General features: G+C 62.5%; 10 protein-coding genes and 1 pseudogene. 6 read left to right on the top strand and 5 right to left on the bottom strand.

Annotation, left to right across the window (positions count from 1 at the left end):
* Positions 1 to 44: 44 nt before the first annotated feature.
* Positions 45 to 449 (bottom strand): type IV pilin protein, encoded by a 405-nt coding sequence (locus H8F26_RS19980; protein WP_197154301.1) that lies wholly within the window; start codon positions 447 to 449, stop codon positions 45 to 47.
* 66 nt (positions 450 to 515) lie between these two features.
* Here H8F26_RS19980 and H8F26_RS12350 point away from each other — a divergent pair, with 66 nt between their 5' ends.
* The gene (locus H8F26_RS12350) at positions 516 to 743 is read left to right on the top strand and encodes a hypothetical protein (protein WP_197154299.1); all 228 of its coding nucleotides are present in this window, start codon (positions 516 to 518) and stop codon (positions 741 to 743) included.
* A 48-nt stretch (positions 744 to 791) separates the two neighbouring features.
* Here H8F26_RS12350 and H8F26_RS12345 read toward each other — a convergent pair whose 3' ends face one another.
* Both H8F26_RS12345 and H8F26_RS19470 read right to left on the bottom strand, forming a co-directional pair.
* The gene (locus H8F26_RS12345; RefSeq protein ID WP_197154297.1) at positions 792 to 2,285 is read right to left on the bottom strand and encodes an IS66 family transposase; all 1,494 of its coding nucleotides are present in this window, start codon (positions 2,283 to 2,285) and stop codon (positions 792 to 794) included.
* A 357-nt stretch (positions 2,286 to 2,642) separates the two neighbouring features.
* Positions 2,643 to 2,786: pseudogene (locus tag H8F26_RS19470) on the bottom strand (transposase); the annotation flags it as partial.
* Positions 2,787 to 3,473: 687 nt separating this feature from the next.
* Between H8F26_RS19470 and ltrA the strand changes: the two are divergent.
* Positions 3,474 to 4,490 (top strand): group II intron reverse transcriptase/maturase, encoded by a 1,017-nt coding sequence (ltrA, locus tag H8F26_RS12335; RefSeq protein WP_197154289.1) that lies wholly within the window; start codon positions 3,474 to 3,476, stop codon positions 4,488 to 4,490.
* A 41-nt stretch (positions 4,491 to 4,531) separates the two neighbouring features.
* Here the strand turns inward: ltrA and H8F26_RS12330 are convergent, their stop codons facing one another.
* Positions 4,532 to 6,046, bottom strand: coding sequence for an IS66 family transposase (locus H8F26_RS12330; RefSeq protein WP_197154287.1), 1,515 nt, complete (start codon positions 6,044 to 6,046; stop codon positions 4,532 to 4,534).
* A 133-nt stretch (positions 6,047 to 6,179) separates the two neighbouring features.
* Here H8F26_RS12330 and H8F26_RS12325 point away from each other — a divergent pair, with 133 nt between their 5' ends.
* Positions 6,180 to 6,446, top strand: a complete 267-nt coding sequence (locus H8F26_RS12325) for a group II intron maturase-specific domain-containing protein (protein WP_197154278.1) — start codon at positions 6,180 to 6,182, stop codon at positions 6,444 to 6,446.
* A gap of 1,090 nt (positions 6,447 to 7,536) precedes the next feature.
* On the opposite strand, the gene H8F26_RS12320 is transcribed toward H8F26_RS12325, so the two are convergent.
* Positions 7,537 to 8,790, bottom strand: coding sequence for an IS256 family transposase (locus H8F26_RS12320; protein ID WP_197154276.1), 1,254 nt, complete (start codon positions 8,788 to 8,790; stop codon positions 7,537 to 7,539).
* Positions 8,791 to 8,934: 144 nt separating this feature from the next.
* Between H8F26_RS12320 and H8F26_RS12315 the strand changes: the two genes are divergently transcribed.
* From H8F26_RS12315 to H8F26_RS12305, 3 genes are all read left to right on the top strand, one after another.
* A complete protein-coding gene (locus H8F26_RS12315) occupies positions 8,935 to 9,924 on the top strand; it encodes an NAD(P)-dependent alcohol dehydrogenase (protein ID WP_231605174.1) in 990 nt (329 codons plus the stop codon).
* Positions 9,925 to 10,001: 77 nt separating this feature from the next.
* Positions 10,002 to 12,230 carry a catalase/peroxidase HPI gene (katG, locus tag H8F26_RS12310; protein WP_197154272.1) on the top strand — a complete coding sequence of 743 codons (2,229 nt, stop codon included), beginning with the start codon at positions 10,002 to 10,004 and terminating at the stop codon, positions 12,228 to 12,230.
* A gap of 129 nt (positions 12,231 to 12,359) precedes the next feature.
* Complete coding sequence (locus H8F26_RS12305; protein WP_197154264.1) at positions 12,360 to 13,985, top strand: hypothetical protein; 1,626 nt, start codon at positions 12,360 to 12,362, stop codon at positions 13,983 to 13,985.
* The last annotated feature ends 10 nt before the right edge of the window (positions 13,986 to 13,995 follow it).

Here is a 13,995-nt window from a genome sequence, read left to right as displayed (position 1 = left end):
GCGCTCAAAATATGTTTGCCAGAAACACCCTTGGCCTGGGTGAATCAGCTGAATGCACAAGTAATCGCGCCAGTGGAGCCTGCAACGGTAGCAGTAACCGTGTTTTCTGCAGCTGACACAACAGTAAGACAAGTGACACCATCGGCGGTACCCGATGCAGTACGCGCATAAGTGCCACCACCAGCCACTGTGCAACCAGTAGGGGCTGTGCCGACTCCACCAGAGGCAACGAATGTGGCGCATTCTTTAGCCAAGCCAAGCGCTTCACCCGTTGCAGCACCGAGGGAGGCAGCATTTCGGGCACTCAGGTACTGCGGCAGCGCAACGGCCGAAAGGATGCCGATCACGGCGACCACGATCATCAGCTCCACCAGGGTGAAGCCCTTGGCGAGGCCTTTGCGCTCTTTGCTGAGAGTTCGCAGCAATGCAAGCTTAGTTTTAGCGTTCATGGGTTCTAAGCGGACTGACCTGACTGTACGAGTTATCAAGCCTCTTGTCAATTAAGGGATTGGGTCGTGAATGGCCTGAGTATCAAGACTCGGTTTGCTGGAAAAGCATTGCTGTGCGAACGGATTGAGCCTCGGGAGGAATTGTTCTTATTAAATATTGCCGAGATACCAGGCTTTATGCACCAGTCTTTTCATGCTGATTTCAATATCCTTTCCAAACTTCTTCATCGCGCTTTAAGTTTTGGTATCCGTTCAGGGGCCGTGACGCAGCCGCGCAGCATTCACCGCCCTTGATCGCTGATCACCAAGCGACCACAGACACCACGATCGATGACGGCCGGCTCAGGGATTCGGCAACAGCGATGGCATCTCACCGCCGCGATGATGGGCGATCAAGGCCTGCTCCAGGAACTGCCAGATATCACGGCCCTGTTGCCGCAGGCTGGTGGTGACCGTGAGCAACCTGCTGCGGCAGATTGCACCCTGGCGGGATTGGACGCCATGGCTGATCTTGCGCTGAATCACCGAATGGCGCAGGGCACGCTCGGCTGCGTTGTTGGTGGGCTCGATCCCTTCAATCTCCAGGAAGGTCCAGAGGCCATCGCTCACTTGCAGCAACTGATGGCAGGTACGCACCGTCTTGGCCCACGGCGTTCGCTCGCCGCGCTGGCAGCCCAGCTCCACAACCCGCTGCAGCGTGCCCACAAACGCCTGGCGGATCGGCCGACAGCCCTGCTGCAACGTGGACCAGTCGATCGTTCCGTCTTTGTAGCGGTGCCACTGGGCAAACAGCTGCTGCTGCAGGCCCAGCAGCTCCGCTCCAATCTCACCGCTGGCGCCCTGACGGTCAGCGATGGCGGTGAGATCGCGGATCACGTGCGCCCAGCACAGCTGGCGCTGCTCCAGCGGGAGATGGTTGTAGGCGGAGAAGCGATCGCTCACCACAATTCCGCCAAAGGCATTCCCGAGCAGGTCGATCGCGGCGGCAGCCGAGCGGCTCAGGCTCTGCAAGAACACTGTCACCCCCATGGCGGTCACCATGACCCACTCCCAGCCGCGCCGGCCATCGGGGTTGCCACCGTCAGCATTACCGGTGGGGGCACCGGTTTCATCGACGTAGACCACCGACTGCTGACGGGCAAACGCAAGGGCCTCCTGCATGGGCTGCTCCAGTGCTGCACTCAAGCGCTGGCGGATAGTGGCCATCGCTCCCCGGCTGATCTGTACCCCCAGCAGCTGATCCAGCAGCGCCTGGGTCTTGCTGAAACTCAACGGGAAGGCACTACCCAGCAGACCCACCAGAGCACTGAGCCGGGGACCGTAATGGCTTACTTCCACCTCCGCCGGTAACGAGGCACAGGTGCTGGTGGAACAGCAGGGGCAGACCAGGCGGTGCAGCCGGTGCTCGATCACCAGAGGCGTGATCGGTGGAATCTCGATCACCTGGTGCCTCAAGGGCTCGGGATCCTGACCCTGTAGCAACGTGCCGCAGCGGCGGCAGGCCTGGGGGTGGTGCTCGACCACCTCATCCACCCGCTCGATCGGCAGCAGCTCCGGCCCAGATCCGGGATGGCCCGGCTGGCCGCCGCGCTTGCGGCCACTGCCCTTGCGTCGTTCGGGCGGCCTAAACCCCTGGCCATCACTGGAGGGAGGCTTGGAAGAATTGCGGGAGCTGCGGCCGATCCGCTCGCGCAGATGGGCCAGTTCGGTCGCCAGGGCGGTGAGCTGGACGCGGAGCTGCACCATCTCCTCCTGTTGAGCCAGGATGAACTCCCTGGCACCAGCTGGCCACGACAACCAGTCCACCTCGGAAATGCCAGCAGGAGGGGCGCCCATCTCAAGCAGTCTCTGCCTGAGATGCAAACGGGAATCAGGACGCCGTCAAGGGTTCAGCAGAGACGATGTTCGCCGCGTGCTGTCCCGACCCCTGAATGCTTACAAGTTTTGATCGGGCGTTCCTCGGCGCTTGGTCATGGGGGGCTTGGCGAGCGGGGCCTGTTTGCATCATCCCTTTTTCCATATTGACGCTGCCAAGCCTTGGGCCTCCTGGCCAAGGTCTATTGGAATTAATGGCGCCTCAAAAAATAAGCTGTTTCCAAGTGTTCTGCAGGCATGAATACAGCCGCCAATGGCGGCATACAGCAGAATCTTGTATCGGCGAGTGAACTTATTACTGCGCTATCGGGCCCTCGTTCGAGGATTCACTCCACCACTCTGCGGGAAGCTGCCAGCCCGCAGTTTGGGGATCAGCAGGTCGATGTCGCCCACCTGGGTGGTCAGACTGCGGGGCCGATGGCCGTTGCGATAGCCGAGTCGCTCCTCGGTGCGCTCGTGGCGGTCGGTCGGCACCGAGCACGGCAGCGACCTCCAGCTCGATCAGCTGCTGCAGGCCGTACCGGGCCAGCTCGGGGATCAGCTCACCGGCCGTGCTGCCATCCAGTAGCGGCGCTGTGGGGGTCGTATGCGGCACAGTAAGTCTTGGGTGTGTGTCACGAGTCAGCAGGTGAAAGCCAAGGCTGATGAAACTGCATCGGGGATGGGAGTGTGGCCTCCCGGGATCGGCCTGCAGGGGCTGGTACCAAACCACCCCGTGCTGCTGCGTTCAAAAGACGTGGTGGTGAGCGACGGGGAAACGGCGGACTGGATCCGTCAGGTGTGCGACGAGAAGGTGAGCGCAAGCGAACCGTTGATGACGCGCCGATATCTATTTCAGACGCTGCCAAAACGGGAGGCGGCCCAAATCTCCTGGATCAGTGTGGACAGAGCCTGTCTATGGACCACACGGCAGCCGGCGTATAGACGGCACGAGCTCATCGCAGGCCCTGATGCGGAACGTGAGAACCTGCCATGGAATGCCAAGGGAACATCCCAAGTGGTCACCACCATGAGGGTCAATACCGATGTCTGTGGCAGGGGCGGAGCAACCCGTAGTAGCGATGATGGGTCTGTAACGGACTCGGAGCCAAGGGGTTGCATCATCCCGTTTGGAGTCTCCCATCAACTGCCTACGGCAGGAGGAATGGGATGACAACAGACAAGCCGCTACCGATTACCAAGGTGATGGTCTGGAAGGCCTATCAACAGGTGAAACGGAACGGACAGGCGGCCGGTGTGGATGGCCAAAGCCTGGACGACTTCAACAAGGATCTGGAGAATAATCTCTACAAACTCTGGAATCGGATGGCATCAGGAAGTTATCTTCCGCCACCAGTTCGGCGTGTGGAGATTCCCAAATCCGGTGGAGGCGTCAGGCCGCTGGGTATCCCGACGGTTGCTGATCGCATCGCACAGATGGTGGTCAAGCAGGTGCTGGAGCCAGAGCTGGAGCTGATCTTTGATCAGGATTCCTACGGCTACAGACCGGGCAAGTCAGCGCATCAGGCAGTAGAGGTCTGCCGTCAGCGCTGCTGGAGGTCCAACTGGGTTCTCGATCTCGACATCAAGGGGTTTTTCGATGCTATCGATCACGACCTGTTGATGCGCGCGATCAAGGCCCATACCTCCGAGCGCTGGGTGGTGCTCTACCTGCAACGATGGCTGCAGGCACCGGTTCTGTTGCCGGATGGCACGCTCCATCCCAGGGACCGGGGCACACCGCAAGGTGGTGTCATCAGTCCACTGCTGGCCAATCTGTTCCTGCACTATGCGTTTGATGTGTGGATGCGCCGGAGCCACCCGGCCATTGCCTTTGAGCGCTATGCAGATGATGTGATCTGTCATTGCCACAGCGAGAAGGAAGCTCGGCGGTTGCTGGAGGCATTGCAGGATCGCTTTGCGTCCTGTGGCCTCCAGCTTCATCCCCAGAAGACCCAGGTGGTCTACTGCAGGGATAGCAACCGCCGGGCACCGTTTGCTGATGTCACGTTCACGTTTCTTGGTTTCGCGTTTCGGCCACGTGTGTCTCGCAATTCTCGCGGAGTCATCTACACAGGCTTTTTGCCGGCAGTGAGTCCGCAGGCTCTCCAGCGTATGCGGGAGAGGATTAGGTATCCGTTCAGGGGCCGTTACGCAGCAGCGCAGCATTCCACCCTTGATCGCTGATCAACGAGCAACCACAGACACCACGATCGATGACGGCCGGCTCAGGGATTCGGCAACAGCGATGGCATCTCACCGCCGCGATGATGGGCGATCAAGGCCTGCTCCAGGAACTGCCAGATATCACGGCCCTGTTGCCGCAGGCTGGTGGTGACCGTGAGCAGCCTGCTGCGGCAGATCGCACCCTGGCGGGATTGGACGCCATGGCTGATCTTGCGCTGAATCACCGAATGGCGCAGGGCACGCTCGGCTGCGTTGTTGGTGGGCTCGATCCCTTCAATCTCCAGGAAGGTCCAGAGGCCATCGCTCACTTGCAGCAACTGATGGCAGGTACGCACCGTCTTGGCCCACGGCGTTCGCTCGCCGCGCTGGCAGCCCAGCTCCACAACCCGCTGCAGCGTGCCCACAAACGCCTGGCGGATCGGCCGACAGCCCTGCTGCAACGTGGACCAGTCGATCGTTCCGTCTTTGTAGCGGTGCCACTGGGCAAACAGCTGCTGCTGCAGGCCCAGCAGCTCCGCTCCAATCTCACCGCTGGCGCCCTGACGGTCAGCGATGGCAGTGAGATCGCGGATCACGTGCGCCCAGCACAGCTGGCGCTGCTCCAGCGGGAGATGGTTGTAGGCGGAGAAGCGATCGCTCACCACAATTCCGCCAAAGGCATTCCCGAGCAGGTCGATCGCGGCGGCAGCCGAGCGGCTCAGGCTCTGCAAGAACACTGTCACCCCCATGGCGGTCACCATGACCCACTCCCAGCCGCGCCGGCCATCGGGGTTGCCCCCATCGGCATTACCGGTGGGGGCACCGGTTTCATCGACATAGACCACCGACTGCTGACGGGCAAACGCAAGGGCCTCCTGCATGGGCTGCTCCAGTGCTGCACTCAAGCGCTGGCGGATAGTGGCCATCGCTCCCCGGCTGATCTGTACCCCCAGCAGCTGATCCAGCAGCGCCTGGGTCTTGCTGAAACTCAACGGGAAGGCACTACCCAGCAGACCCACCAGAGCACTGAGCCGGGGACCGTAATGGCTTACTTCCACCTCCGCCGGTAACGAGGCACAGGTGCTGGTGGAACAGCAGGGGCAGACCAGGCGGTGCAGCCGGTGCTCGATCACCAGAGGCGTGATCGGTGGAATCTCGATCACCTGGTGCCTCAAGGGCTCGGGATCCTGACCCTGTAGCAACGTGCCGCAGCGGCGGCAGGCCTGGGGGTGGTGCTCGACCACCTCATCCACCCGCTCGATCGGCAGCAGCTCCGGCCCAGATCCGGGATGGCCCGGCTGGCCGCCGCGCTTGCGGCCACTGCCCTTGCGTCGTTCGGGCGGCCTAAACCCCTGGCCATCACTGGAGGGAGGCTTGGAAGAATTGCGGGAGCTGCGGCCGATCCGCTCGCGCAGATGGGCCAGTTCGGTCGCCAGGGCGGTGAGCTGGATGCGGAGCTGCTCGATCTCCTGTTGCTGCCTCTGGCACTGACTGACCAGCTCAAGAAATCCAGCCTTCACTCCCACCGGGGTGGCGGCCCAATCGGCTTCTGAAATCCCGGCCGGTGGGGTGGTCATCGCAAGGAGTCTCTTACTGAGATGCAACCAGGAATCAAGCCACCGTCAAGGGTTCAGCAAGCCCGATGTTCGTTGCGAGCTGTCCCGACTCCTGAACGGGTACAGGATTAGGTCGATAGGGCTTCCATCGCTCGTGTATCTGTCGCTTGAGGAGATCGCTAAAGTGCTGAATCCAGTGATTCGTGGCTGGATTCAGTACTACGGTCGTTTCTATAGGATAGAACTGATCAGGAAGTTGTATCGCTACCTGGATGACAGAATTGCAGCCTGGTTACGGCAGAAGTACAAAAGGCTGCGGGGTCGTCGGCTCCAAAGCTGGCGAGTACTTGCCAGGATCAGGTCTGGACATCGTGATCTGTTCGCGCACTGGCGTCGAGTCAGTGAAGTGGCATGTGGATGATGGGAGCCGTATGACGCGAGAGTGTCACGTACGGTTCTGTGAGCACCTCGGGGGGAAGTTCCCCGGGGTGACTCGACATGGTTCGTCTGGTTGAGGTGGTTCTCGAACCAGGGAAACGGGCCTGCCCACCCGGGCACCCCAGCTATGCCGGGGTGGGCGTGCCGGGGGAATGACACCACGCTTGGGGACGACAGCTCTGGGATTTTCTGGAGCAGGCCTGGGTTGCTCACCACCACGGTGGTGTGATGCCATCCCTTCTCCCGGCATCGCGAGCAGTGCAGGGCAAATCATTGCGCCTGGATACGATCCCTCCGTGTTCTGTCACCCAGGGGTGAATTCACGGCGCGGCCGTCCCAACTCCTGAATGGATACCATCCTTTTTACCTTCTTATTACAACTGGTGACAGTGACCGGCAATGAAGCCAATGGAGAAGCCGAGGAGCGGCTCCTGAGCAAGCAACCGTCTGCAGCCTGAAGATCACTCAGAGATCAGACTGGCTGCTCCACTTTGTTGGCATGGGGCCGGTTTTCACTGTCTCAGGAGGCCCTACATGGTCCAGCAGCGGCTGCAATCGTTCCCACGTATTCAAATCAGACAGTCGCTTGATAAGCAGCTTCTTCTCCCGGGTTCCCGTAGCTTTGCAACCCTTCACTGTTCATCTTACAAAGCTCTCCGCCCCACCCCAGGCATACAGCCAGCATCACTGGCTCTATCGCCGCCCCAGCGCAATCGGAAAAGTATCAACACACCAACTCTTCCCATCCAGACCATGAAAGCCTTCACCTACACCCACTACGGCCCACCCGAAGTCCTCCACCTCGGCCGCGTCCCTTTGCGTGGTGTAAAACCCGAGGCCCGAATGCCCTGACTCAGAGGGTGAACAGGGTGGAATGACGGGCTGTCATTCCTGAGGTGCAGATGCACCTCGTTCTTCCACGATGAAACGAGACGATTGACTTGTCAAGTCTCTCGTCTGATCGCGGCTGTGTTGTGAGCGGCAGGAGTCTTCTATGCAGCCCAGGGGTTACAGCGCCGGCCCCCGGGCGGCGATCGAGGCCGCTGCGCCCTGTGGGGGCGCTGCCACCTCAATCACCTGGGGCCTGCGTCTTGCACCTCTGCGGCGGCGGCGCTGAGCAGGGCCGGCAGATCCTCCAGCTCCGGGATGGCAGCCATGCTTTCGGCGGAGAACATGCGGCGGCCTTCCAGCTGCCAATGCTCGTGCTGCTCCAGCAGCACCGCGCCCACCAGGCGGGTGATCGACGCGTCGTTGGGGAAGATGCCGACGACGCGGGTGCGGCGCTTGATCTCCTCGTTGACCCGCTCCAGCAGGTTGGTGCTCCAGACCTTCTTCCAGTGAGGCTGCGGGAAGTGACGGAAGGCCAGCACGTCCTCTCTGGCCTCGTTCATGAGCTCGGTGGCCTTGGGGAAGCGCTCCGCCAGCGAGGCGGCCAGGTCATCCCAGCGGCTGAGGATCTCTCCGGCATCCTCCTGAGCGAACACCGAGCGCAGGGCGGCGGTGACCATGCCCTGGTGGGCTTTGGGGACGCGCTGGAGAAGGTTGCGGGCGAAGTGGACGCGGCAGCGCTGCCACACACAGCCCTGCAGCTGGCGCCTGATGGCCTTGGTGAGGCCCACGTGGGCGTCGGAGATCACCAGCTTGACGCCAGTCAGGCCGCGCTCTTTGAGCGAGGCGAGGAACTCACTCCAGAAGCCCTCGCTCTCGCTGTCGCCCACCTTGAGGCCCAGCAGCTCACGGCGACCATCGGCGTTGACCCCCATGGCGACGACGACGGCCCTTGAGCAGACCTGCAGGGCCTTGCCCAGCCGGCCGTGGAGGTAGGTGGCATCCAGGTAGACGTAGGCGTAGCCGGACTCCTGCAGGGGCCGGTTCAGAAACGCCTGAACCTGCTCGTCGATGTCCTGGCAGATGCGACTGACCTGGGATTTGGAGATACCGCTCTGGGATCCCAGGGCGGCGACCAGGGCATCCACCTTGCGGGTGGAGACCCCACAGATGTAGGCCTCCATGATCACGCCGTAGAGGGCCTGCTCCACCCGGCGACGGGGCTCGAGGATCGAGGGCAGGAAGCTGCCAGCCCGCAGTTTGGGGATCAGCAGGTCGATGTCGCCTACCTGGGTGGTCAGACTGCGGGGCCGGTAACCGTTGCGATAGCCGAGCCGCTCCTCGGTGCGCTCGTGGCGGTCGGCACCCAGCACGGCAGCGACCTCCAGCTCGATCAGCTGCTGCAGGCCGTAACGGGCCAGCTCGGGGATCAACTCACCGGCAGTGCTGCCATCCAGTAGCGGCGCGAGGTCGGGTGCGGCACAGTAAGTCTTGGGCATGGTTCGTCTGGTTGAGGTGGTTCTCGAACCAGGGAAACGGGCCTGCCCACCCCTTGCAACGCCAGCCGCTGGGCCAGCCACCTGAGGTGCGCGGCCCACCCCGGCTACGCCGGGGTGGGGGTGCCGGGGGATTTACACCAAGCCTTGGGACGCCAGCTCCACCTCCAGGACGTCGACAAACCCACCCCCAAGCCCAATGAAATCCTGATCCGGATCCATGCCACAACCGTGAGCTCAGGCGACTGGAGGATGCGCAGCCTTGAGGTACCTGCGGGCTTTGGCCTGATCATCCGCTTGGTGGCAGGCATCCGGCGTCCCCGACAACCGATCCTGGGCACGGAACTTGCTGGGGTCGTGGAAGCCGTGGGCGGGGAGGTGAGCCTCTTCAAAGTTGACGACCCCGTGGTTGGCTTCAGCGATACCGCCATGGGCTGCCATGCGGAGTACCGCTGCTTACCGGAGGATGGTGCCGTGGCAGCGAAACCCAGCACCCTCTCTTTCGAGGAGGCCGCTGCCCTCTGCTTCGGCGGCACCACGGCGTTGGATTTCCTTCGCCGGGCGAAGCTGCAGCCGGGAGAGCGGGTGCTGATCAATGGTGCGTCCGGCTCGGTTGGCACCGCAGCCGTGCAGCTGGCCAGGCACATTGGCGCCGAGGTGACGGGGGTGTGCAGCACCGCCAATCTGGATCTGGTGCGCTCGGTCGGTGCCACGCACGTGATCGACTACACCCAGCAAGACTTCACCCAGAACGGCAACCGCTACGACGTGATCATGGACACCGTCGGCACGGCTCCGTTCAAGCGTTGCCGGCGCTCGCTCAAGCCTGGCGGGCGTCTGCTGCTGCTGGTGGCGGATCTGCCCGCCATGCTGCTGAGCGGCTGGCAATCGCTGATCTCGGGCAGGCAGGTGATCGCCGGGCCCGCCACTGTGCGTCCTGAAGACGTGGCAACCCTGGCAGATCTGGCGGAAGCGGGGGCCTACCGGCCGGTGATTGATCGCTGCTATCCGTTCGAGCAGATGGTGGCGGCGCATCGTTACGTCGACACCGGACGCAAGCGGGGCAATGTCGTGGTCAGGCTCGATCCAGAGCCACGACTCGATCCCGCGCCACTACGGAATGTGATGGGCGCCTGACCCTCCTGGCAGGTGTGCATACGGTCGAGGGGAACGACTCCACCCCGTGGACGACTCCCTCCCGCTGCCGCACCGCGATGACTGAGCTTGGCCAGTGCCCGTTTGCAGGGCGTGCTGCGACCACCGCCGCAGCCGGAGGGTCCGCGAATCAGGCCTGGTGGCCGCACCAGCTCAACCTGGGGATCCTGCATCAGCACAGCCCGGCCTCCAACCCGCTGGGGGAGACGTTCAACTACCCCGAGGCCTTCCGCCAGCTGGATTTCGCCGCCCTCAAGCGCGATCTGCATGCCCTGATGACCGACTCGCAAGACTGGTGGCCGGCCGACTGGGGACACTACGGCGGTCTGTTCATTCGCATGGCCTGGCACAGCGCCGGCACCTACCGCACCGCCGACGGCCGCGGTGGCGCCGGCACCGGCAACCAGCGCTTCGCGCCGATCAACAGCTGGCCCGATAACGGCAACCTCGACAAGGCCCGCCGTCTGCTCTGGCCGATCAAACAGAAATACGGAAACAGCATCTCCTGGGCCGATCTGATCATCCTCACGGGCAACTGTGCCCTGGAATCGATGGGCTTCCCCACCTTCGGCTTCGGCGGCGGCCGCGTCGATATCTGGCAACCGGAAGACGACATCTACTGGGGCCGCGAAACCACCTGGCTGGGCGATGAGCGCTACAGCGGCGAGCACGAGCTGGAGAACCCCCTGGCTGCCGTGCAGATGGGGTTGATCTATGTGAACCCCGAAGGCCCCAATGGCGAGCCCGATCCGGTGGGCTCCGGCCGGGATGTGCGCGAAACCTTCGCCCGCATGGCGATGAACGACGAGGAAACCGTGGCCCTGGTGGCCGGCGGCCACACCTTCGGCAAGGCCCACGGCGCCGGCAGCCCGGAGCTGATGGGGCCCGCCCCAGAAGGGGCCAGCCTTGAGGAGCAGGGACTGGGCTGGAAGAACCACTTCCGCAGCGGCAAGGGCGCCGATGCCACCACCAGCGGCATCGAGGGCGCCTGGAAACCCAACCCCACCACCTGGGACCGGGGCTATTTCGAGATGCTGTTCGGCTACGAGTGGGAGCTGGAGAAAAGCCCTGCCGGCGCCTGGCAGTGGCGGGCCAAAGACGTGCGCGAGGAGCACCTGATCCCCGACGCCCACGACCCCAGCAAGCGGCACCGGCCGATGATGACCACCGCCGATCTGTCGCTCCGCTTCGATCCGATCTACGAGCCGATCGCCCGACGCTTTCACCAGGATCAGCAGGCCTTCGCCGCCGCCTTCGGCCGCGCCTGGTTCAAGCTCACCCACCGCGACATGGGGCCCAAGGCGCTCTACCTCGGCCCCGAAGTTCCCGCCGAAGACCTGATCTGGCAGGACCCGATTCCACCCATAGAACATCCCCTGATCGATGCTGCCGCCATCGCCGACCTGAAGGATCAGGTGCTGGCTTCGGGGCTGTCGGTGCCGGAACTGGTGGCCACCGCCTGGGCCTCGGCCTCCACCTACCGCGGCTCCGACAAGCGCGGAGGTGCCAACGGTGCCCGGATCCGCCTGGCCCCCCAGAACAACTGGGAGGTGAACCAGCCCGAGCAGCTGGCCAAGGTGCTGGCGGTGCTCGAAGGCATCCAGCAGCAGTTCAACGCCAGGCAGACCGCAGCCCAGAGCGCAACGCCAGCCCCTGGCACCCGTGTCTCCCTGGCAGATCTGATCGTGCTCGCGGGTTGCGCCGCCGTGGAGCAGGCTGCCCGGGCCGGCGGCCATGCGGTGTCGGTGCCCTTCAGGCCGGGCCGGGCCGATGCCTCCCAGGAGCAGACCGATGCCGCCTCCTTCGAGCCCCTGGAGCCCCAGGCCGACGGCTTCCGCAACTACCAGAAGCGCGCCTTCGCGATGCGGGCCGAAGAGCTGCTGATCGACCGGGCCCAGTTGCTCACCCTCAGCGCACCGGAGCTCACGGTGCTGGTGGGTGGCCTGCGGGTGCTGGGGGCCAACACTGGCGGCTCACCCCACGGCGTGTTCACCCAGCGGCTCGGCACCCTCAGCAACGACTTCTTCGTGAACCTGCTCGACATGGGCACGGTCTGGACGCCCATCGCCGAAACCGCCAAGGCCGGTGATGCCCAAACCTTCGAAGGCCGCGACCGCCACAGCGGTGCTCTGCGCTGGACCGGCACCCGGGTGGATCTGGTCTTCGGCTCCAACTCCCAGCTGCGGGCGATCGCGGAGGTCTATGCGCAGAACGATGGCGGCGAGAAGTTCGTGGCGGATTTCATTGCAGCCTGGGACAAAGTGATGAATCTTGATCGCATCAACTGATCGCATCAACCAGCTTCTGGAGTAAACTTGCCTGAGAAGCTTTGTGCTGGCGTTGACTAGCCAGCCAGTCGTGGTGCGCGTGCAGCAGCGGATCTAGGGTGAAGAGGCGGAAGGGGTCGGGTGAGTTCCATGAACCGGCAGCAACCAGGGTCGCCCACCTCCGAACAGGGCTTCTCGCTTGTGATTGTCTTCCTGCTCTCCCTCGGGGTGCTGCTGACCGGTGTGGCGACCATGGGCCGCATCAGCTTCGGCTGGATGGGTGCCGCCTGGCAGGCCCAGAGCCGCGAAGCCAGGGAGGCGGCCGAGATCGGGATGACGCGGATCGTGAGCGAGCTCAACCGGGAGCGAAACCGCAGGCTGCTGGTGAATGCCTCGGTGCTGAACACCCAGAACCGCACCTACATCGAGAGTTCAACCAACGAAGGGGTAGCCGGATCGTTTTGTACCACCGACTTGCCGCTGCTCAGTGGCGCCTTTCCTGCCAGTGCCGATCTCAAGGCACAGCAGATCATCGATACAGAGCGGCGCTTTCAGCTGGTGAGCGTGACCCAGCCAGCCGCGTCGAGCCAGATGGAGCCAGGTATGCCCACCACGCGGAATGATTCGGACGCCAACGGTACCGAGAGCTTCAAGGTCACCACCGGATACGACCCCGATGGGTTTGGCGGACCGGAGTTCCCCGGCCGTGCTGGAGAGATCACGATCACGGTGAGAGGGATGGCTTATCGCAATAACACCCTGATTGCCACCACAACCCTGCGCCGCACCTTCGAAGTCGTGCCGAAATGCTGCTGGGGATCTCTGGGGGGCTTTGGCGCTGCCTTTGGCAGTGACACCCGCCCCTGCCCCACCATCGGCATCGGCATCGTGGGAGGTGCGGCGGAAAACGAGACTGGAGAGATCACGATTTTAGGTTCTGCTGCGAGCATCCTCACAGGTGAGGGGAATCTGATTCCGTTCGTGTATTGCATTGCCTCCAGCACCTGCAGCGTGAATGTAAACCAGAATCTGGGCACGAGCGTAAAAATTGTGGATGCATCGATGCCAAGCATTCCAGCACCCCCGATTACGACGTGTTTAGATCAGAACACATCCACCTGCAATCTAGACCTTGATGACAATGGCCTCCCCGCCAGTGGCGGCAACCTGTTACTGGATACAGGGGTGGCACTATCCAGTTGGCCCGCAAATTTTCAAAGCGTCTGCATGCGCGATGCTGCTACACCGCCCGTCACCACTTGCTCGATCAATACGCTTGACTTCGGCGCCAATAACCGAACAATCACCTTTGATACCCGTGGAGGCCCCCTAAGAATCTACTTTCCCAATAGCCAGAGCGGCAGCACCGAGACAATTGACATGCGCAACAATGGGGCGTTTATCCATATCAACACCAACAACTCCGGCAGTGTTCCATCCTCCATTACAGACTTCACCCTGTTTGGCTGCCAGCCTTCCGCCAGCCGCACTTGCAGCCCTCACCAGATTGTAGAGATCGGAAATGGTAGCGCAGCGGCATTAAAGTTGTTTGCCTATTTCCCCAATGGTGATATCACGATTGGGGGCAATGGAGGCTTTGAGGGGGTGATGTGGATCGATCAGCTCGGCGCCAATGGAAATATCACCTTCACCATCCCTGGTTCTGGAATCTCCCAGGTTCTCGATCTGATGGGCATGGGTGGCACGGCCCCCACACAGGAATTTCCGATGATGGACTTTGTGACCCGCGCAACCAAGTCGCTTCAGTTCTTTTGAATGGCTTCCC

Origin of the sequence: Synechococcus sp. CBW1006, from assembly GCF_015840525.1 — a bacterium.
Taxonomy (GTDB): Bacteria; Cyanobacteriota; Cyanobacteriia; order PCC-6307; family Cyanobiaceae; genus CBW1002.
Note: the sequence above shows the minus strand (reverse complement) of the source record. Positions and strands in the feature narration are given on the sequence as shown.